The sequence below is a fragment of the Vibrio sp. 10N.222.55.C7 genome (assembly GCF_041473335.1).
Taxonomy (GTDB): Bacteria; Pseudomonadota; Gammaproteobacteria; order Enterobacterales; family Vibrionaceae; genus Vibrio; species Vibrio crassostreae_C.
This window is the reverse complement of record NZ_JBFRSC010000019.1, coordinates 1-20,974: the sequence shown is the minus strand read 5'-3', so window position 1 is coordinate 20,974 and position 20,974 is coordinate 1. Positions and strand designations below refer to the sequence as shown.

Sequence of the window (20,974 nt, the reverse complement as noted above, 5' to 3'; positions counted from 1 at the left end):
CGATTAGGTCGCCTTTGAGAATGCTTTTCTGTGTGTATGTATCGACATTAAAATACCAAAACCAGCCATAAGGGTAACCATTGAAGTACCGCCATAACTGACTAGAGGAAGAGGAACACCAACTACAGGTAGAATGCCACTTACCATGCCAATGTTTACAAAAATATAAACGAAGAAGCTCAGTACAATACTTCCGCCCATCATTCGACCGAATGCGGTTTGAGCTTGGCTCGCAAGCACTAAGCCACGTCCAATAATAAACAGGTAGATCGCAAGCAAGAACAAGATACCGATCATGCCCCATTCTTCGGCGATGACCGCAAAAATGAAGTCGGTGTGGCGCTCTGGAATGAATTCTAATTGAGATTGAGTGCCTTGCAGCCAACCTTTTCCTGATATACCACCCGAACCTATCGCAATCTTACTTTGAATGATGTGGTAACCCGCACCTAATGGATCTGATTCAGGATCAAAAAGGGTTCTAACACGCACTTTTTGATATTCACGCATCAAGAAGAACCATAGGATTGGGATAAATGCCCCTAATGCGATTGCCGCGCTAGCAATGATTTTCCAACTGATACCAGCCAGGAATATCACGAAGATACCAGATGCGGCGATAAGGATAGATGTACCTAGGTCAGGCTGCTTTGCGATTAGAATCGTTGGTACAAACACCATCACTAGCGAGATCGCTAATGTTTGGAATGTTGGTGGAAGTGAGCGCTTACCGATAAATCGTGCCAGCATCAAAGGCACCGCGAGCTTTAATAGCTCTGACGGTTGGAATCGAACAAAGCCGAAGTTTAACCAACGCTGGGCGCCTTTAGAGGCTTCACCAAAGAACAACACGCCCAATAGCAAGATGACACCACCTACAAATAGCAGTGGTGCCAAGGTTTCATAAGTGCGAGGTGAGATTTGCGCTAGGAAGATCATCACACCTAAAGACAGAGCCATGCGCATCGCCTGGCGATCCATCATCGCAAGGCTTTGTCCGCTTGCGCTGTACATGATCAGTAGGGCAAAGCCCATTAAAACCAGAATGCCGAGCAATAGCGGCAGGTCGATATGCAGCCTTTCGAATAGGGCTCTATTTCGTCCAGTTGAAGGATCAAGTTTCATTATTTAATTGGCTCACTTTGATAATCTTCTGCAAGGATAATATGGTCTAAAATCCTTCTTACTACTGGGCCGCCGTTAGAAGAACCGCCACCTGCGTTCTCTAGAACGATAGTCACGACGGCTTCAGGATCTTCAAAAGGCGCGTAACCCGTAAAGAGGGCGTGATCGCGTAAGTGCTCTGCGATTTCATCCGCGTTGTACTCTTCATCTTCTTTTAAGCCGAATACCTGCGCGGTACCCGATTTACCAGCGGTTTGGTAAGACATTTTCTGGAATGAACGTCTTGCCGTGCCTTTTTTACCGTGGTTAGCCAGCCTCATACCTTCCTGAGCGATATCCCAATACTTCTTCTTAACCCCGGTTAGCGGTGGGTAAGTTTCAATGTCCGACATGATTTGTTCATCGAATGGACGACCGTTATCAATGGTTGAACGAAGTAGGTGAGGTGCGGTTACTTCACCTTCATTGACCAAAACTGATGTGGCTTTTGCAATCTGCATGGGTGTTGCAGTCCAGTAGCCCTGTCCAATACCAACTGGAATAGTATCACCTTGATACCAAGGCACACGGTGTCTGGCCATCTTCCAATCACGAGTTGGCATATTGGCTTTGCTTTCTTCGTAGATATCGATGCCAGTATAATCACCAAAGCCGAACATCATCATCCATTTGGATATGCGATCAATGCCGAGATCATAAGCAATTTGGTAAAAGAAGGTATCCACCGACTCTTCAATCGCTTTTTCTATATCCACGACACCGTGTCCCCAACGCAACCAGTCACGGAATGGTCTCGTTTTTGAGTTTGGTATCTTCCAATAGCCTGGGTCATTGCGCGTAGTGTTTGGTGTAATAACACCTTCTTGCAGAGCAGCAACAGCAATGAAGGGTTTGATCGTCGATGCTGGTGGGTAAATCCCTAGCGTGGCACGGTTAACCAAAGGGCGGTTTTTGTCTTGAAGTAGCGCGTTATAGCCTTTAGACGAGATACCATGCACGAATGCGTTTGGGTCGTAGCTTGGGCTCGATACCATGGCTAACACGCCATTGTCTTTCGGATCGAGAACGATAGCTGAACCACGGCGGCCATCAAGTAACTTATGTACGTATAGCTGTAGCTTGATATCTAAGTTAAGTACGATATCTTTGCCTGGAACCGAAGGGACAAATTTGAGGGTACGAATCACTCGTCCACGACTGTTAACTTCGACTTCTTGGTAGCCAGCTGTACCGTGCAACATATCTTCGTAATAACGCTCAATACCCAACTTACCGATATCACGTGTAGCTTGGTAATTGGCGTCTTTTTCTTCTCGCATCAAGCGCTGCATATCACGGTCATTGATGCGCGATACATAGCCTATTACGTGAGTGAGCACATCACCGTAAGGGTAGAAACGCTTCAAAGTTCCCGTAACTTCAACACCTGGGAATTTGTGTTGGTTTACAGAGAAGACGGCAACTTGTTCTTCAGACAGTTGATTAAGAATAGGTACTGATTTAAAGCGTCGTGAATTACGACGATCACGATTAAAGCGCTCGATACGCTCTGGCGGGATCTCAATTAATGCTTGCAGACGAGCAAGCGTGTCATCCATATCTTTAATTTTTTCGGGTATGATTTCTAGATTGAAAACAGGACGGTTTTCGGCAAGAAGTATACCGTTGCGATCGTAAATCAAACCACGGTTAGGGGCGATCGGAACGACCTTGATACGGTTGTCGTTAGAACGAGTTTTATAGTCTTGGTATTGATTGACCTGAATGTTGTACAGGTTAACAACCAACATCGACATCATGACAATGATCCCCGCAAACGCAACAAAAGCACGGCTAGTAAATAGTCGTGCTTCTGCTTTGTAATCGCGGATTTGGCTACGTTTACGTAACATTAACGCTTATTCTCGATGATAAGGGTGGTTAGCAGTGATGCTCCAAGCTCGATACAAGCTTTCAGCCATGATAACGCGTACTAATGGGTGAGGGAGAGTAAGCGCAGACAGAGACCAACTTTGGTCTGCGGCCGCTTTACATGCAGGTGCTAATCCTTCAGGCCCGCCAATTAGGATAGATACGTCACGTCCATCCAGCTTCCAACTTTCTAATTGCTCAGCAAGTTGAGGTGTATCCCACTTTCTACCTGGGATATCGAGCGTGACAATACGGTTGCCTTTTGGAACTGCAGCCAGCATCGCTTCACCTTCTTTTTGAAGAATGCGTGCAATATCTGCATTTTTACCGCGCTTTCCTGCAGTAATTTCAATGAGCTCTAATGGCATATCGTGAGGGAAGCGGCGTTTGTATTCTTGAAACCCTTCTTCAACCCACTTTGGCATTTTTGTGCCAACTGCGATTAACTGGATCTTCAAAGCTTAGCCCCAAAGTTTTTCTAGTTGGTACAGCTCACGATGCTCTTCTTGCATAACGTGAAGCATGCTTGTGCCCATATCTAGAACAACCCATTCACCTTCTTGCTGACCGTCCATACCTAGAGGTTGCATACCCGCTTTACGCACTTCATCAGCAACATGCTGTGCAATAGAGGCAACATGGCGTTTAGAGGTGCCAGTACAAACAATCATGTAATCAGTAACGCTTGATTTGCCTTCTACATCGATAGTTACAATCGATTCTGCTTTCATGTCGTCGGCTTTGTCTGCAAGAAAATCTTTTAGTTCTTCACGTAACACTGGGTGTTCCTTTAATCTGAATTTAGCTTTGTTTAGGGCTTGTTGACCCTAGAATATAACACGCTTTTATGCGTGGAATGGTATTGAAGCTGAAGGGATACAAAACTCTACGCTTAACTGATGAATTAGTGGCCAAGGCGACTGCTCATATTGAGTTTTTGTCATCAATTCAGCTTGAGTGAGCAACGCGAACAAAGAGTGTAATTGAGAAATCGAAACTCTTGTTAGCGCGGCGTTATAAAGAGGCTTTTTAGATTGCCAGATACGGTGTTTTTCGAAGACCTGACCAATCGGCATCTGTTTCATTTGTTGCTGCATTTGTAATAGCAGAGCAAGCTCTCGTTGTATGCTACGTAATAAAATGACGGGTTCGACACCTTCAGCTTCTAGCTGACGCAGGATTCGTTGTGCTCGATTTCCTTTCCCTGCCAATAGGGCATCACTCCAATGGAATGGAGTGAAGTGGTTGTGGCGGCTCAGCGATTCTTCTAAGCGCACTAAGGTTAGCTTTCCATCTGGATATTGAAGTGCCAGTTTTTCGAGGCTTTGTGTGAGTGCAAACAGGTTACCCTCATGCCATTGCGCCAGCATTTGAATCGCTTCAGGGTCTGGCGACAACCCGACTTGACGGCAGCGTGCTTGAACAAATTGAGGTAGCCTGCTGACATCTGGCGTTAGGCAACTGACCCAGTGACCCTGATTCGAAAGAGCCTTAAACCACTTAGCGCTTTCTTGAGCTTTGGTGAGCTTAGTGCCCACCAAGATTAACAAGATATCACTGTGGATATGCTCGGAGATTGCGAGTAGCTCTTTCGCTATTGCGGCATTGACGCCTGACTCTGGCAGTTCAAGCTCGATGACCTGACGGCTAGAAAACAGGCTTAGCGCTTGAGTACAGTCATAGACTTGGTTCCAGTCCATACTGTTATCAATCGCAAAGCGGTGACGTTCCTCGAAACCTTGTTGTTTAGCCGCTTTTTGAATCGCTTCTCTGCTTTCTTGTAATAGCAGTGGCTCATTACCAAAGATCAGGTAAACGTTGCTCAGTTGTTTAGCAAGCTGTTCTGGTAAGCGGTCAGCAAAAATACGCATCAAATAAACCTATTATTGAGCAGATTCGCTGAGCTCTGGTTGTTGTTCTGTGCTTGGTTCGATTTCAACGTCGTCAATCTCAACATTCTTGATGTTGTATTGCTTTTCAAGCTCTTTTACTTGAACGTGTTCTAGTGCTTCAAGGTCCATACTGTCTGCAGCGATGTTGGCTTTTAGGCGCGCCATTTGGCGAAGGATTTGGCTAGTTGCTAGCTTGCGCATTTCATCTTCGATCATGTCGCGTTCAACCGACTTTGCGAGGGCTGTTAGCGGGTTATCTAGGTAACTACGGGTAACACTGGTTGAGAACGTTTTTGAGCCAAGATCTGGGATCGTTACTCGGTATGAAGCGTTAAATGTTAGCTCAATTTCGGCGGCACGAGTATTTTGGTATAGCGATAAAGTACGCTCACCAACACTCTCGCTAATGATGTGCAGGTTAGGGGTATTTTCAGCTGGTGGCACAATTTCTACATCATTCATGCGCAGTTGGCCTTTCATCATACGTGTAAACGTACTGTATTGGTCGTAACTGGTTACGGAGATCTTGTTGAGTTCTTCTGGTACGGAGTAATCACCACGTAGGTGGAAACCACACGCACTTAATAGGCTGACGGTTAAAACAACAACAGTAACTTTCAATGAAGATAGTGAAATCAGGCGCATTATTTGATGGCTCTCATGAAGGTAGAATACTTATTTAAAGGCTTTAGTTCGTTTGAGTGGTTAGGCTCAAGTCTAAAGCGCTTAAATAAGTAGACAGGGCAATTAGCTACCCTGTCTACAGACTGCTTTTGATGAATTAAGTTCGTTAATTCTTTAGCAATTGCATTGTGCTAACGAAATTAGTTAGCAACGATGTTTAGAAGCTTACCTGGTACGAAGATAACTTTACGGATAGTTAAGCCATCTAGGAACTTCTTAGCGTTCTCATCGTTTAGACCAAGCTCACGAACTTGCTCTTCTGTTGCATCAGCAGCAACGGTTAGTTTCGCACGTAGCTTACCGTTGATCATAACAACGATAGTTTTCTCGTCTTCAACTAGCGCTTTCTCATCGAAAGTTGGCCATGTTGCTGAGTCTACGTTTGATTCACCCAGTGCAATCCACATTTCGTAAGAGATGTGTGGCGTCATTGGGTAAAGCATGCGAACAACAGCTTTTAGCGCTTCATCAAGGATTGCACGATCTTGTACAGACTCTTGAGGTGCTTTCGCTAGCTTGTTCATCAATTCCATGATCGCAGCGATTGCTGTGTTGAACGTTTGGCGACGGCCGATATCGTCCGTTACTTTCGCGATAGTTTTATGGATATCACGACGAAGTGCTTTTTGGTCGCCAGATAGCGCAGAAGCATCAACAGATTCAGCAGCACCCTTAGAAGAGTGAGCGTGAACCAATTTCCAAACACGTTTAAGGAAGCGGTTAGCCCCTTCAACGCCAGACTCTTGCCACTCAAGCGTCATGTCTGCAGGTGATGCAAACATCATGAATAGACGTACTGTATCAGCGCCGTACTTGTCTACCATCTCTTGTGGGTCGATACCGTTGTTCTTAGACTTAGACATTTTGATCATGCCTGAGTGTTCAACTTCACGACCTTGATCGTCGACTGCTTTTTCGATGCGACCTTTACCGTCACGTTCAACCGTTACGTCAGTCGGTGCAATCCACTCTTTGGTGCCTTTTTCGTTTTCGTGATAGAACGCGTCAGCCAGAACCATGCCTTGACATAGTAGTTGCTTGAACGGTTCATCAGACGTCACGTAGCCAGCATCACGTAGAAGCTTATGGAAGAAACGAGAGTAAAGCAGGTGCATACAAGCGTGCTCGATACCACCAACGTATTGGTCAACTGGTAGCCAGTAGTTTGCTTTCTCTGGATCTAGAATGTCGTCTGCTTGCGGTGAACAGTAACGTGCGTAGTACCAAGAAGACTCCATAAACGTATCGAACGTGTCAGTCTCACGTAGAGCGGGTTCGCCGTTGAATGTTGTTTCAGCCCAAGACTTGTCAGCCTTGATTGGGCTCGTTACGCCATCCATTACTACATCTTCAGGAAGAATGACTGGCAGTTGGTCTGCTGGTACTGGGTGAACTTCACCGTCTTCAGTGGTTACCATTGGGATTGGAGCGCCCCAGTAACGTTGACGAGATACACCCCAGTCACGTAGACGGAAGTTTACTGTCTTCTTACCTTTGCCTTCAGCTTCAAGCTTCGCAGCAATTGCATCGAATGCTTCTTGGAACGCAAGACCATCGAATTCACCAGAATCAAACAGTACACCTTTTTCAGTGTAAGCCGCTTCAGACACGTCTAGTTCAGAACCATCTTCAGGTTTGATTACTGGGATGATATCGATGCCGTACTTAGTTGCGAACTCGTAGTCACGTTGATCGTGAGCAGGAACCGCCATTACCGCACCTGTGCCGTAATCCATAAGTACGAAGTTTGCTACGTATACAGGAACAACACGACCGTTAAGAGGGTGGATAGCCGTTAGGCCAGTATCCATACCTTTCTTTTCCATCGTTGCGAGTTCAGCTTCAGCAACTTTAGTGTTACGACACTCTTCAACGAATGCAGCAAGCTCTGGGTTGTTCTTCGATGCTTTCTCTGCAAGAGGGTGACCTGCAGCGATACCAACGTAAGAAACACCCATTAGTGTATCTGGACGTGTTGTGTACACTTCTAATGGTGCTTCTTCGCCGTTAACAGCGAAAGATAGCTCAACACCTTCAGAGCGGCCGATCCAGTTGCGCTGCATGGTCTTAACCATTTCAGGCCAACCTTCAAGGTTGTCTAGATCGTCTAGTAGCTCTTGAGCGTACTCAGTGATTTTAATAAACCACTGTGGAATTTTCTTTTGCTCTACTGGAGTGTCACAACGCCAGCAACAACCGTCTTCTACTTGCTCATTTGCCAGTACTGTTTGGTCGTTTGGACACCAGTTCACTGAAGATGTCTTCTTGTAGACCAGGCCTTTTTCGTAAAGCTTAGTGAAGAACTCTTGTTCCCAACGGTAGTACTCTGGAGTACACGTTGCGAATTCACGGTTCCAGTCGTAACCAAAGCCTAGAAGCTTAAGCTGGTTCTTCATGTACTCAATGTTTTCGTAAGTCCATGGTGCAGGTGCTGTATTGTTTTTAACAGCGGCGTTTTCTGCAGGTAGGCCGAATGCATCCCAACCAATTGGCTGCATTACGTTTTTGCCTTGTAGACGTTGGAAACGAGATACCACATCACCGATGGTGTAGTTACGCACGTGACCCATGTGCAGTCGGCCACTTGGGTAAGGGAACATAGAAAGACAGTAGAATTTTTCTTTGTTTGGGTCTTCACTTACAACGAAAGTCTCGCTGTTATCCCAGTGTTGTTGAACCTTTTGTTCAATCTCTTGCGGGTTATATTGTTCTTGCATCGATGGTATCCGGTTATCTTGGAATTTGTGAGTTCGGTTAGAACAGAATCTTACAGATCGTCATAGAATACCTAAAGGAGCTGAGTACAACAATAGTTATACCCTTCATACTTGCAGTTGCCGCTTAGTAGATTGTGTAATTTTCACTGAATTTCGCAGGGCAACTATACTTAAGAGTATGAATTGCATTTGTTTGTAAGCGGGAGTGCATTGCAGCGCATCCGTTTGCTCACTAAAAGGTTGGTTATCTTAAGGAGGTTGTTATGCCGAAGAAAAAAGCGCTCTATGAAGAAGTCGTCGAAGAGGTGATTGAAACGCTGAAGCATAGCCCTGAAGAGCTCAACAACAAAATCGAAACGTCGGGCAAGTTTGCGAAAGCAGCTAATGATATGACTAAAGATGAGCTTTCATTGATCTCTGCCTACGTGAAGTCGGACTTAAAAGAGTTTTCCGAAAGCTATGAAGAGAGTAAAAGCGGTCCATTCTATTTGATGATTGCGGACTCTATTTGGCAAGGGCTGTTGGATATTACTGATCGTACTAAGGTGGAATGGGTTGAACTGTTCCAAGACTTAGAACACCAAGGCTTGTATCAAGCGGGTGAAGTCATTGGCTTGGGAACCTTAGTATGTGACGAGTGTGGTCACCAAACCGAATATAACCACCCAACCAATATCATTCCATGCATTAAATGTGGTTCTAAAGGGTTTAGTCGTAAAGCCCTTAAACCGTAAGCTTCTGAACCATAGCGTATCAACGCAAAACCACAGCAATGAAAAAGGGTTGACCCGATCAGTCAACCCTCAAATCACTTTTCGTCGAATCTAGCTTTTTGGCTTTCTAATTACCCAACCAATCACCAAGCTGAGCATCGCCCAGATATACAGTGGCCAAGTACCTACTGTGTGATAAGGCGTTTGACCATCCGTTGAAATGAGTTCAGCTTTTAACACTGCCGTTTCAAACTGAGGTACTTGTTTGAGGATGTTGCCTTTGTAATCGGTAACTGCCGTCACACCATTGTTGGTCGAGCGAATAACTGGCTTACCAAGCTCCAGAGCACGCATCTGTGCGATTTCCATATGTTGCAGAGGGCCAATCGAACGACCAAACCACGCATCGTTAGAGAGCGTTAAAATAAAGTCAGTCTCGTCGGTTACGTTCTGCCTAACTTGATCATTAAAGATGATCTCGTAACACAACGCAGGCGCTAAGTGACGACCATTTGCCACTATGTTTGGTTGAACAAAGTCGCCACGGCTAAATGATGACATTGGCAAGTTAAAGAAAGGTGCTAATGGACGCAAGATATCTTCAAACGGCACAAACTCACCAAATGGTAACAGGTGGTGTTTATGGTAGCGTTCGTCTGGATCGTAGCTGTACTCACCGTATGGATTCACACCGAGAGAAAGAACACTGTTGTAGTATTTCTTATCTTCAGACTGATTCAGCACACCGGTAATGATCGAACTGTTGTTCATCTTCGCTGCGCTATCCAAGTTACGTAGGAAAGATGGGATCTCAACTTCGAATGCTGGAATAGCCGCTTCAGGCCAGATGATGATATCCGCTCCCCAGTTTTCTCTGCTTAGGTCGGTGTACTTCATCATGGTTGGCCAGCGATGACTCGGTAGCCATTTACTGTCTTGATCGACGTTGCCTTGTATCAAGACGACTGACGTGGTTTTTTCAGGGTTCGGCGTGACCCAGTCGATGTTGCGAATACCAAAGCCTGCACTAAATACGACGGCGGGAATGAGAGCGATGCTCCAAGCCCGGTTAACAATCGCATAAGTGAATGCAGAGGCTGAAACAATGATCGCTAAAGTTACTAGCTCTACGCCGCCAATCGGTGCAAATGAACCCAATGGCGAATCGATTTGGCTGTAGCCTAACCAAAGCCAAGGGAAGCCCGTCATTACCCAGCCACGCAGCCAATCACAGACTAGCCAGAATGCAGGAGCTGCAAGGAAAAAGCGGCTTAGGTTATTGGCAGGGAAGAATTTATTCAAACCCCAGGTAAATAGCCCTGAATAAACGGCTAGGTAGCCAACAAGCAATGCCATCAAAAATAGGTTGGCTGCCAGTGGCATGCCGCCAAAACCATCAATGCTGACGTATACCCAGCTGATACCTGTGGTGAATTGACCTAAACCCCATGCGTAGCCAATCCAAAGCGCACTTTTAGGAGAGCGGTTGTGGATCAGTAACAGCAACAAAGCTGGGCTGAGAATAGCAAGAGGCCATATAGAGTATGGAGCGAATGAAAGGGTGGTTATAGCGCCAACAAAAACGGCCGCAAGCGGCCGTAATAGGCGATGAATAAAGGTATTAGTCATCTAATTTCTGTCATCTCTTTAGAGAGAAGTTGTTATTCTTCGATAGTCGGAAGAGGCTGTTCGTCAGGAATGGTTACCTGTAGCTGAATCACACGACGGTTATCTGCTGATGTTATTTTGAAATGGTAGTTTTCGATTTCTACAATTTCGCCACGAACCGGCAGGTGGCCGAGTGCTGTCATAACCATGCCGCCTACCGTATCCACTTCGTCGTCACTAAAGGCAGTGTTAAACGTATCGTTGAACTCTTCAATAGTGGTTAAAGCTTTTACAGAGAAGGTATGCTTACTCAGCTTACGAATATCTAGCTCTTCTTCATCGTCGAACTCGTCTTCAATTTCACCAACGATTTCTTCGAGGATATCTTCAATGGTTACCAGGCCAGAAACTCCACCAAACTCATCGACAACGATAGACATGTGGTAACGCTCTTCTTGGAACTCCTTAAGCAGGCGATCAACTCGCTTACTTTCAGGAACAACCACGACAGGGCGAATCACTTGTTCGATATCAAATGGAGCACTTTCTGAACCCAAATACTTAAGTAGGTCCTTCGCTAATAGAATGCCTTCAACATGGTCTTTATCTTCACTGATCACTGGGTAGCGAGAGTGTTGAGCATCAGTAATGAGCGCAATCAATGTATCTAGATCATCTGTGCGTTCAACTGTAACCATTTGAGAGCGAGGCAGCATGATATCGCGTACTCGCATCTCTGAAATTTCCATAACACCCTCGAGCATGTCGCGTGTGTCGTGGTCAATTAGGTCATTAATTTCTGAGTCGCGGATTACATCTACGAGCTCTTGGCGATCTTTTACTTCACCTTGAAATAGTTGGCCTAGGCGTTCAAAGAAGGACTTTCTACTCGGACCTTCAGATTTTTTACTTCCCTCAGAAGTGGGGGGGTTACCTTCGTTCATGATTTCTCAAAAAATAACGCTATCAGAAGTGTGATAGCACACGTTAAAACTCAGATTCCTGCGAAAATCACAGGTTCGATGAGTTATTGTTTCTCTGCAACCTACTTTACTAGAATCAATTTACTTTTCTAGAATGTAAGGGTCTTCAAACCCCATAGATTGCATGATTTCTGTCTCGAGTGACTCCATCTCTTCAGCTTCATCATCTTCGATATGATCATAACCTAGCAGATGCAGACTGCCATGTACAACCATATGAGCCCAGTGTGCTAGCAGAGGCTTACTTTGCTCTTCTGCTTCTTTTTCGACAACTTGGCGGCAGATAATGAGGTCGCCCAGTAGATCTAACTCGATCCCTGGAGGAGCCTCGAATGGAAAAGACAACACGTTAGTTGGCTTATCTTTGCCACGATATTCATGATTGAGCTGGTGGCTTTCTTGTGTATCAACGATACGAACCGTCAACTCAGCGTTCTCTTGAAACTGAGGAATTGTCTTGTCCAACCAAAGCTGAATATCTTGCTCAGTTGGAAGACCTTGCTCATTTTCGACCGCTAATTGCAGGTCTAGTTCAATAGACATCTATTTATCACCTTGTTCTGCAATTACAGAGCTATTTTGTGTTGCTAATTGTGTCGTAACTACCTGCTGAGCCTCAAGAAGTTTGGCTTCACGCTCTTCACGTTTACGCTTTTCAAACTCTTTGCGCTCTTTCTGGTCTTTTGCTTCCCACTTCTCGTATGCGTTGACGATACGAGCAACTACAGGGTGACGAACGACGTCTTCAGACATGAAGAAGTTAAAGCTAATGTCGTCGACTTCATTGAGCACTTCAGTCGCATGGCGTAAGCCTGATTTTGCACCACGAGGTAAATCGATTTGCGTAATATCACCTGTGATCACAGCGCGTGAGTTAAAACCGATACGGGTTAAGAACATCTTCATCTGTTCTACCGTGGTGTTTTGGCTCTCATCAAGAATGATAAACGCATCATTCAATGTACGACCACGCATGTAAGCCAGTGGCGCAACTTCAATTACGTTACGTTCAATCAGCTTCTCAACTCGCTCAAAGCCAAGCATCTCAAACAGCGCATCGTAAAGTGGACGTAAATATGGGTCTACTTTTTGGCTTAAATCACCCGGTAGGAAACCAAGCTTCTCACCGGCTTCAACAGCAGGACGAGTCAGTAGGATTCGGCGAACCTCTTGGCGTTCAAGTGCATCAACTGCTGCAGCAACGGCTAAGTAGGTTTTACCTGTACCTGCTGGCCCAATACCAAAGGTGATGTCATGAGTCACCATGTTCATTAGGTACTGTGCTTGGTTTGGCGTTCGAGGTTTGATGACGCCTTTTTTAGTCTTAATGGTCACTTCTTTGCCGTAGTCAATTTCAGACTCGACGTGTTGCTCCAAAATGCCTGACTCGGTGATCGCCAGATGTATTTGCTCTGGTTCGATATCGATTATGTTGCCTTTAACTGGAGCCGTTTCAACATAGAGGTGTTTGATGATGTCTAAAGCAGCGGCTGCTGTGTGAGGCTTACCAACGATGGTGAAGAAGTTGCTTCGGTAATTAATCTCAACGCCAAGACGACGCTCAAGGTGTTTGATGTTGTCGTCGAATGGTCCGCATAAGCTAGCCAAGCGCTTGTTGTCGGCTGGCTCTAGATTTATCTCTAAGGTAACGATTTTATTGCTCAAATTAGCCTCTCATTTTGTGCCACTCGCTCTTAAATAAAACAAAGAGCAAAAAGCCCGATTTAGACCGGGCTTTTGATTGTGATATCCCTATTTCTAAGATGGTCACTTAGTTAGGTAATTTCAAGCTTTGTGTTTGCGCTTTGTGCTCAAACAGTTGTATTGCCTACGGCGTAAATGTCGCTACACCTAGCTCGTCTTCACGTTTTGTTTTTTCCATCATTTCTGCTGGAGTCATAACAACGCGTAGACCCATGTCTTTTTCTGTGCGAACTAGCTCACCACGTAGTGAGTTGGTGTAAACCTCAGTGATCTTCACATCTACGAACTGGCCGATTAGGTCTGCAGAACCTTCGAAGTTCACAACACGGCTGTTTTCTGTACGGCCGCGAAGTTCCATTAGGTTCTTTCTTGATGGACCTTCAACAAGGATACGTTGCTCTGTGCCTAGCATTAGACGAGAGAAGCGCATAGCTTGTGTGTTTACCGTTTGTTGCAGTTCGTACAAACGATCTTTCTTCTCTTGTGCTGGTACGTCACATGGGTAATCTGCCGCTGGCGTACCCGGACGAGGAGAGAAAACAAAGCTGAAGCTCATATCGAAATCAACTTCTTTAATTAACTTCATTGTATCTTGGAAGTCTTGTTTAGACTCACCAGGGAAACCAACGATAAAGTCAGAACTGATTTGAATATCAGGACGAGCTTTACGCAGCTTACGGATAATAGACTTGTACTCGATAGCCGTGTGTGGACGCTTCATCATCGTAAGAATACGGTCACTACCACTTTGTACTGGTAGGTGAAGGAAGCTCACTAGTTCAGGAGTATCTTTGTAAACTTCAATGATGTCGTCACCAAACTCAAGCGGGTGGCTGGTTGTGAAACGAATTCGGTCGATACCATCGATAGAAGCAACAAGACGAAGCAGTTCTGCGAATGAACAGATATCGCCTTCGTGTGTTGGACCGCGGTATGCGTTTACGTTCTGACCTAGTAGGTTAACTTCACGTACGCCTTGCTCTGCAAGTTGAGCCACTTCGAACAGTACATCATCCATTGGACGGCTAACTTCTTCACCACGTGTGTATGGTACAACGCAGTAAGTACAGTATTTAGAACAACCTTCCATGATAGAAACGAATGCCGTCGCACCTTCAGCTTTTGGCTCAGGCAGGTTATCGAACTTTTCGATCTCTGGGAAAGAGATGTCCATTACTGGCTTTTCGTTAGACAGTGATGATTTAATCATCTCTGGCAGACGGTGCAGTGTTTGTGGGCCAAAGATAACGTCTACGTAAGGTGCACGTTGACGAATGTGATCACCCTCTTGAGTCGCTACACAGCCACCCACACCGATCACCACACCTTCTTTCTTATCTTTAAGCGTTTTCCAACGACCAAGCTGGTGGAATACTTTTTCTTGTGCTTTTTCGCGGATAGAACAAGTATTCAATAGTAGTACGTCTGCTTCCTCAGGTACTTCAGTTAGCTCATAGCCATTTGCAGCGTTAAGCAGGTCGGCCATTTTTGATGAATCGTATTCATTCATCTGACAGCCCCAAGTTTTAATTAGCAGTTTCTTACTCATTATATGTTCGCTCGATCGTTAGTTTAATTTAAGGGAGCAAATCGCCCATTATTCATCCGCTAGCTCCATATGTCATAATTCAGTATTCAGTTTTATGACAGGCTCTAGCGGCAAGCGGCGTATTGTACTGGTTTCAAAACCGACTGACTAGTAGTCTGAACAAATCTCTTATGTAGTGGTTTTTATTATCGTTAACGCCATATGCCATAAGGGATAACCCTTTTTTCGAATAAGGTTTTTGGTTACAAGTTAGTTATGAAAAAGTACAATCAAAAACAGTCAAAGAATCAAACTGATAAGTACAAAATATGAACAGTTACGATATTGTAGTAGTCGGTGGCGGCATGGTTGGCGCAGCAACAGCTATCGGTTTTGCAAAGCAAGGTCTGAGTGTTGCGGTAATCGAAGGTTTTGCCCCACAAGCTTTTGATGAGTCACAAACGATGGACATTCGTGTGTCAGCGATTTCTCAAGCATCGGTCGAGTTGCTTGAAGATCTTGGTGCATGGCAAAGTATTGCAGCGATGCGAGTGTGTTCATATAAGCGTTTAGAGACGTGGGAACACCCAGAGTGTCGTACTCGGTTTGATGCTGCATCACTGGACCTTCCTCGTTTGGGCTATATCGTTGAGAACAGACTCATTCAATTAGGTTTATGGTCTCAATTTGATGCCTACGACAATCTCGAACTGCTATGTCCAGAAAAGCTCGATGAGATTGAGTTTGGTGAAATCAATATCGTTAAGCTTCAATCTGGGGCTGAGCTATCCGCGAAATGGGTGATTGGCGCGGATGGCGCCAATTCAGCCGTTCGTCAACAAGCTGGTATCGGTATTACTGCTTGGGACTACCGCCAGCACTGTATGCTTATCAACGTAGAAACCGAGCAGCCTCAGCAAGATATTACTTGGCAGCAATTTTTACCAAGTGGTCCTCGTTCATTTTTGCCTTTGTGTTCTCTAACCTCTGACGGTCAAGAAATCGGGCAGGGGTCATTAGTTTGGTATGATTCTCCACTGCGTATTAAGCAACTGTCAGCAATGACCCCTGAAAAACTACGTAACGAAGTACTTTCTCACTTTCCTAAAGAGTTAGGTGATATTAAAGTCTTGAATTCGGGTTCTTTTCCTCTGACACGACGTCATGCTCAATCATATTCGAAGAATAACTGTATTTTAGTCGGGGACTCTGCACATACGATCAACCCATTGGCAGGGCAGGGTGTTAACTTAGGCTTTAAAGATGTATCAGTACTGTTGGATATCACCAACGAAAAGGGTGAATTGAATCAGTCTGTAGCAAGACGTTATGAAGTGATGAGAAGAGGCGACAACCTAATGATGCAGAGTGGCATGGATTTTTTCTACAAGACATTCAGCAACGACATTGGTCCGCTCAAGTTTGCACGTAATGCTGCGCTAAAATTAGCAGAGAACTCTGGGCCGATTAAAATCCAAGTATTGAAATACGCATTAGGCCTTTAATTTATTAGTTCAGATTATCTATATAGAGAAGGAGAGCAGATGCTCTCCTTTTTTGTTTGGTGCTGAGTGCTATAACTGCTGTGTAACGCAAACCGGTGCGTCGATCTCTAAAGAGTATCCTGTATAAACCAAAGACCCATCCTCACTATTTCGTTTGAATGAGGTGATGCTATTGGAGTGTTGGTTTGTTGCGATAAGCCATCGTCCGCAGTCAGTAATATGAAAATCGCGAGGGAAGTTGCCTTCAGTATTATAGCTATCAATAAAAATAGGCATTTTCGTTGTCGGCTCGATTCTGAAGCAACTGATCCTTGATTGGTGTCGACAAGATACATAGAGGAATTGCTCATCCGGCGATAGTTTTATCGCAGCCGTAGCTTCTCCTTTCTCCATATTGGGAAGCGCATCAATTTCTTCTACGATATTCCATACCCCCAAAACCTTTTCCAACATAAGTATCGATTCAGATAGCTCGCAGATCACATAGGCTCTGTCTTCTGCTTTGTTAAAGATTAAATGGCGAGGTCCATTGCCGGCTGGCACTTTAATAGACTGCACAGGCTCGTCTAGAAACTCTTCCTGTTCTTCATCGAAGCAATAGAAGTTGATTCGATCGGTGCCGAGATCGACAGTCACAAACTGTGGCGAGTTTTGTAAGAACAGGCATTGGTGGGCGTGCGGGCTAGTTTGTCTCTCTTTGTTTGGCCCGGAACCAACCATCTTGATTGTTTTGAGGCGCTTATCGATGTTGCCATTGATACTTAAGCTAAAAATATCGAATGTGCCTGATGAGTATTGCGACGTGATAGCAAACTTATTGTGTGGATCTATCGTGATGTGACAGGGGTGACCGCCAGCGATAGTACCGGAGTTCTTAACCGTCTTTGAGTTAGGGCTAGGAATATGAATCAGCTGCGGCTGTTTTGGCTGATCAATTTCAGACGCGGTATAGATGCCAAGTTTTGTCGCTACGACAAAAGACGGGTTAGTGCACTCTGCAACGAGCTCTAAAGGTAATAGCTTTCCGCTTTCCAAGTCTAATTGAGCCTGATATACGCCTTGGCTTTTACTGGGAGTGTCTGTGTAGCAACCGATCGTTAGAGTGAGGTTTTTCATAGGGCAGTCATACTCAATTAGAAAATGGAGCAGACATTGTCTTATAAAAAAGTCATGAAGTGATTAGATAGAGAGAAATACTTGGTGACGGAGTTATCAGATTTACATATTCCAGATAAAACAAAACCCAGCTAAAAAGCTGGGTTTCATTCAATGATGGTGCGGTCGGAGAGACTTGAACTCTCACACCTCTCGGCGCCAGAACCTAAATCTGGTGCGTCTACCAATTCCGCCACGACCGCAGCAAATCTTTGTAGTCATATCGAATATTGGTGCTTCAATAAGACATTGTATAAGTGGTGGCTACTGCGGGATTTGAACCTGCGACCCCATCATTATGAGTGATGTGCTCTAACCAACTGAGCTAAGTAGCCATAATAAATCTAATAGATTCACTATTTGTTCTCTAATTAAAGAGAAATAATGGTGCGGTCGGAGAGACTTGAACTCTCACACCTCTCGGCGCCAGAACCTAAATCTGGTGCGTCTACCAATTCCGCCACGACCGCAGCAAAGCTTTATAGTTATATCGACATTGGTGATTCGATGTAACGTTGTGCTCTTAGTTAACTACTTAAGTAATAAAACAAAGAGTTTAAATAGTGGCTGGGCTACCTGGATTCGAACCAGGGAATGCTGGCATCAAAAGCCAGTGCCTTACCGCTTGGCGATAGCCCAACAATGATATCACTTAAGATATCTAAATAATGGTGCGGTCGGAGAGACTTGAACTCTCACACCTCTCGGCGCCAGAACCTAAATCTGGTGCGTCTACCAATTCCGCCACGACCGCAGCAAAGCTTTTACTCTAGCGAAGAGTATAGTTATATCGACATTGGTGATTCAATATAACGTTGTTTGTTCTTCTTTCATAAAGAAAGAATGGTGGCTACTGCGGGATTTGAACCTGCGACCCCATCATTATGAGTGATGTGCTCTAACCAACTGAGCTAAGTAGCCATCTGAGAGCGAAGTAATATAATATAATCTCGCTTCCAATGCCATTATCTTTTTAAAGATAATTACACTTTAAATTGTGGCTGGGCTACCTGGATTCGAACCAGGGAATGCTGGCATCAAAAGCCAGTGCCTTACCGCTTGGCGATAGCCCAACAATGATATCACTTAAGACATCTCAATATGGTGCGGTCGGAGAGACTTGAACTCTCACACCTCTCGGCGCCAGAACCTAAATCTGGTGCGTCTACCAATTCCGCCACGACCGCTTTACTTTCCTAAAAACTCTTGTCGTTAATAAACATGTGTTTAATAACAAACAGAGTGCTTAGGAAATGGTGGCTACTGCGGGATTTGAACCTGCGACCCCATCATTATGAGTGATGTGCTCTAACCAACTGAGCTAAGTAGCCATTTCCAAATTGTCGTTCATTTCGAGACGTTGCCGCTTCGTTGTGAACGGGGCGCATTATGCGTAGTTGAGCGAAACCCGTCAACTTTTTTTTTGAATAAATCGCGAATAAACATCTGTTCGGTTTCTTTTTAGGCAAAGAGGCGTATTTGTCGACAAAAAACAGGTCTAAAAGGCGATATATATAGGAAGTTAAGTTTCTGATGAGGGGCAATTTAGAAAGGGGAAAAACAAAAAGGCCAGTGAATTCACTGGCCTTTTTTCTAGATGTTTAATCAGAATTATACGTTGAAGCGGAAGTGAACAACGTCACCATCTTTAACAATGTATTCTTTACCTTCAAGGCGCCATTTACCTGCGTCTTTCGCTCCGCTCTCACCGTTAAATTCGATGAAGTGATCAAATCCAACAACTTCAGCACGGATGAAACCTTTCTCGAAGTCTGTGTGGATCTTACCCGCTGCTTGTGGCGCAGTTGCACCTACAGGGATTGTCCAAGCACGAACTTCTTTAACGCCAGCTGTGAAGTAAGTTTGAAGAGTCAGTAGTTCGTAACCAGAGCGGATCACTCGGTTAAGACCTGGCTCTTCGATACCCATATCCGCTAGGAACTCTTCGCGATCTTCGTCGTCAAGTTCAGAAAGCTCAGATTCGATTGCTGCACAAACAGCAACAACTACGTTGTTTTCGTTTTCAGCGTATTCACGAACAGCGTCTAGGTATGGGTTATTTTCAAAACCATCTTCTGCAACGTTTGCGATGTACATTGTTGGCTTAAGCGTTAGGAAGTTTAGGTAGCCGATTGCTGCCGCTTCTTCTTTGCCAAGTTCAACAGTACGCGCCATCCCACCTTCTGTTAGAACTGGAAGTAGCTTTTCTAGTACAGTGATTTCGAATTTAGCGTCTTTGTCGCCGCCTTTTGCTTTCTTCGCGTTACGTTGAATTGCACGCTCACAGCTGTCTAAGTCAGCCAGTGCAAGTTCAAGGTTGATCACTTCGATATCTTCGATTGGAGATACTTTGCCAGCAACGTGAACAATGTTTTCATTTTCAAAGCAGCGCACAACGTGACCGATAGCGTCAGTTTCACGGATGTTAGCTAGGAATTTGTTACCAAGACCTTCACCTTTAGATGCGCCAGCTACTAGGCCCGCGATATCTACGAATTCCATTGTCGTTGGAAGGATCTTCTGTGGATTAACAATTTTTGCTAATGCATCTAAGCGTAGATCTGGAACCGGAACGATACCTGTGTTTGGTTCGATCGTACAAAATGGAAAGTTTGCTGCTTCGATGCCTGCTTTAGTCAGTGCGTTAAACAGAGTTGACTTACCAACGTTTGGTAGACCAACGATGCCACATTTAAAACCCATGATATAAACCTTATTCTGCTTTGAACGTATGTAAGCGATTTTGTGCTTTTGGTAGGCCATCTTTCAATAAGATGTCTAGGCTGCGAACCGATTCGTCAACGACGGCCTCGATACACTCTTGCTCTTTTTGAGGAGCTTTGCCTAATACATAACCTGCAACTTTATCTTTGTGTCCTGGATGGCCAATGCCTAATCTAAGACGATAGAATTCTTTATTGTTACCCTGTTTGCTGATGATGTCTTTCAGACCATTATGTCCACCATGACCACCACCTTTTTTAAACTTTCCAATACCAGGAGGCAGATCTAACTCGTCGTGAGCGACCATGATCTCTTCAGGTTTAATTTGGTAGAACTTTGCTAAGGCTGCAACTGCTTTGCCTGACAAGTTCATAAAAGTAGTTGGGATCAGCAAACGAAGATCTTCACCGTGAACCATGATACGACCCGTTAGGCCAAAGAACTTTGGTTCGTTCTTTAGTGTCACGTTATGTACACGCGCTAATTCTTCAACTACCCAAGCACCCGCGTTGTGGCGAGTTTTGGCGTATTCTGGACCTGGATTAGCCAGTCCAACGAGAAGTTTTATTTGTTGGCTCAAGGTATGGATCTCTCTTGGGATTTCAAAAAGCGCCGTATGATATCACAGTTTATGAAAAAGGTGCGAGCTAGCTGATAGCTGCGCGATTATTCCTGTTTGTGATAACTAGCTGTGCAATATTACTCAGTGTCTCGTCCTAAAATAC

General features: G+C 44.8%; 17 protein-coding genes and 9 tRNA genes. 2 read left to right on the top strand and 24 right to left on the bottom strand.

The genetic code is table 11. The annotated features are described in order from the left end of the window. Positions 1-3: 3 nt before the first annotated feature. The 7 genes from rodA to leuS form a co-directional block, all read right to left on the bottom strand. Positions 4-1,125, bottom strand: a complete 1,122-nt coding sequence (gene rodA / locus AB4482_RS06540) for a rod shape-determining protein RodA (RefSeq protein ID WP_017062334.1) — start codon at positions 1,123-1,125, stop codon at positions 4-6. After that, complete coding sequence (gene mrdA / locus AB4482_RS06535) at positions 1,125-3,017, bottom strand: penicillin-binding protein 2 (protein WP_017068507.1); 1,893 nt, start codon at positions 3,015-3,017, stop codon at positions 1,125-1,127. The genes rodA and mrdA overlap by 1 nt, the downstream gene beginning before the upstream one ends. 6 nt (positions 3,018-3,023) lie before the next feature. Further along, positions 3,024-3,494 carry a 23S rRNA (pseudouridine(1915)-N(3))-methyltransferase RlmH gene (rlmH, locus tag AB4482_RS06530; RefSeq protein WP_017068506.1) on the bottom strand — a complete coding sequence of 157 codons (471 nt, stop codon included), beginning with the start codon at positions 3,492-3,494 and terminating at the stop codon, positions 3,024-3,026. Between the two features lie 3 nt (positions 3,495-3,497). Continuing rightward, on the bottom strand, positions 3,498-3,815 hold the full coding sequence (gene rsfS / locus AB4482_RS06525) for a ribosome silencing factor (RefSeq protein WP_004735247.1): 318 nt from the start codon (positions 3,813-3,815) through the stop codon (positions 3,498-3,500). Positions 3,816-3,881: 66 nt separating this feature from the next. Next, positions 3,882-4,907 carry a DNA polymerase III subunit delta gene (gene holA / locus AB4482_RS06520; protein WP_372180715.1) on the bottom strand — a complete coding sequence of 342 codons (1,026 nt, stop codon included), beginning with the start codon at positions 4,905-4,907 and terminating at the stop codon, positions 3,882-3,884. A 12-nt stretch (positions 4,908-4,919) separates the two neighbouring features. Then, a complete protein-coding gene (lptE, locus tag AB4482_RS06515) occupies positions 4,920-5,573 on the bottom strand; it encodes an LPS assembly lipoprotein LptE (RefSeq protein ID WP_372072597.1) in 654 nt (217 codons plus the stop codon). A gap of 179 nt (positions 5,574-5,752) precedes the next feature. After that, positions 5,753-8,329 (bottom strand): leucine--tRNA ligase, encoded by a 2,577-nt coding sequence (gene leuS / locus AB4482_RS06510; RefSeq protein WP_017068503.1) that lies wholly within the window; start codon positions 8,327-8,329, stop codon positions 5,753-5,755. A 263-nt stretch (positions 8,330-8,592) separates the two neighbouring features. Between leuS and AB4482_RS06505 the strand changes: the two genes are divergently transcribed. Then, complete coding sequence (locus AB4482_RS06505) at positions 8,593-9,063, top strand: zinc ribbon-containing protein (RefSeq protein ID WP_017062329.1); 471 nt, start codon at positions 8,593-8,595, stop codon at positions 9,061-9,063. A 90-nt stretch (positions 9,064-9,153) separates the two neighbouring features. On the opposite strand, the gene lnt is transcribed toward AB4482_RS06505, so the two are convergent. The 5 genes from lnt to miaB all read right to left on the bottom strand — a co-directional run bounded on the left by lnt (position 9,154) and on the right by miaB (position 14,886). Then, a complete protein-coding gene (lnt, locus tag AB4482_RS06500) occupies positions 9,154-10,671 on the bottom strand; it encodes an apolipoprotein N-acyltransferase (protein WP_136982348.1) in 1,518 nt (505 codons plus the stop codon). A gap of 32 nt (positions 10,672-10,703) precedes the next feature. Further along, positions 10,704-11,594: a CNNM family magnesium/cobalt transport protein CorC gene (corC, locus tag AB4482_RS06495; protein WP_012603382.1), complete on the bottom strand. Its 891-nt coding sequence runs from the start codon at positions 11,592-11,594 to the stop codon at positions 10,704-10,706. Between the two features lie 120 nt (positions 11,595-11,714). Beyond that, positions 11,715-12,176, bottom strand: coding sequence for an rRNA maturation RNase YbeY (gene ybeY, locus AB4482_RS06490; RefSeq protein WP_012603383.1), 462 nt, complete (start codon positions 12,174-12,176; stop codon positions 11,715-11,717). Continuing rightward, positions 12,177-13,298, bottom strand: a complete 1,122-nt coding sequence (locus tag AB4482_RS06485) for a PhoH family protein (RefSeq protein WP_372180714.1) — start codon at positions 13,296-13,298, stop codon at positions 12,177-12,179. Positions 13,299-13,461: 163 nt separating this feature from the next. Then, the gene (gene miaB / locus AB4482_RS06480; protein ID WP_012603385.1) at positions 13,462-14,886 is read right to left on the bottom strand and encodes a tRNA (N6-isopentenyl adenosine(37)-C2)-methylthiotransferase MiaB; all 1,425 of its coding nucleotides are present in this window, start codon (positions 14,884-14,886) and stop codon (positions 13,462-13,464) included. A gap of 308 nt (positions 14,887-15,194) precedes the next feature. Between miaB and AB4482_RS06475 the strand changes: the two genes are divergently transcribed. Beyond that, positions 15,195-16,370, top strand: a complete 1,176-nt coding sequence (locus AB4482_RS06475) for a 2-octaprenyl-3-methyl-6-methoxy-1,4-benzoquinol hydroxylase (protein ID WP_372180712.1) — start codon at positions 15,195-15,197, stop codon at positions 16,368-16,370. A 69-nt stretch (positions 16,371-16,439) separates the two neighbouring features. Here AB4482_RS06475 and AB4482_RS06470 read toward each other — a convergent pair whose 3' ends face one another. The 12 genes from AB4482_RS06470 to pth all read right to left on the bottom strand — a co-directional run bounded on the left by AB4482_RS06470 (position 16,440) and on the right by pth (position 20,829). Beyond that, a complete protein-coding gene (locus tag AB4482_RS06470; protein WP_372180710.1) occupies positions 16,440-17,486 on the bottom strand; it encodes a lactonase family protein in 1,047 nt (348 codons plus the stop codon). A gap of 157 nt (positions 17,487-17,643) precedes the next feature. Continuing rightward, positions 17,644-17,728 (bottom strand) — tRNA-Leu (locus AB4482_RS06465). Positions 17,729-17,783: 55 nt separating this feature from the next. Continuing rightward, a tRNA-Met gene (locus AB4482_RS06460) sits at positions 17,784-17,860 on the bottom strand. Positions 17,861-17,910: 50 nt separating this feature from the next. Then, positions 17,911-17,995: transfer RNA gene (locus AB4482_RS06455), tRNA-Leu, on the bottom strand. A 94-nt stretch (positions 17,996-18,089) separates the two neighbouring features. Next, positions 18,090-18,164, bottom strand: a tRNA-Gln gene (locus AB4482_RS06450). Positions 18,165-18,194: 30 nt separating this feature from the next. Further along, positions 18,195-18,279: transfer RNA gene (locus AB4482_RS06445), tRNA-Leu, on the bottom strand. A gap of 90 nt (positions 18,280-18,369) precedes the next feature. Continuing rightward, positions 18,370-18,446, bottom strand: a tRNA-Met gene (locus AB4482_RS06440). 77 nt (positions 18,447-18,523) lie between these two features. Then, positions 18,524-18,598 (bottom strand) — tRNA-Gln (locus AB4482_RS06435). Positions 18,599-18,627: 29 nt separating this feature from the next. Beyond that, a tRNA-Leu gene (locus AB4482_RS06430) sits at positions 18,628-18,712 on the bottom strand. A gap of 67 nt (positions 18,713-18,779) precedes the next feature. Beyond that, a tRNA-Met gene (locus AB4482_RS06425) sits at positions 18,780-18,856 on the bottom strand. A gap of 280 nt (positions 18,857-19,136) precedes the next feature. Further along, positions 19,137-20,228: a redox-regulated ATPase YchF gene (gene ychF / locus AB4482_RS06420; protein WP_010439159.1), complete on the bottom strand. Its 1,092-nt coding sequence runs from the start codon at positions 20,226-20,228 to the stop codon at positions 19,137-19,139. Between the two features lie 10 nt (positions 20,229-20,238). Continuing rightward, on the bottom strand, positions 20,239-20,829 hold the full coding sequence (pth, locus tag AB4482_RS06415) for an aminoacyl-tRNA hydrolase (protein WP_004739815.1): 591 nt from the start codon (positions 20,827-20,829) through the stop codon (positions 20,239-20,241). Positions 20,830-20,974: the final 145 nt, after the last annotated feature.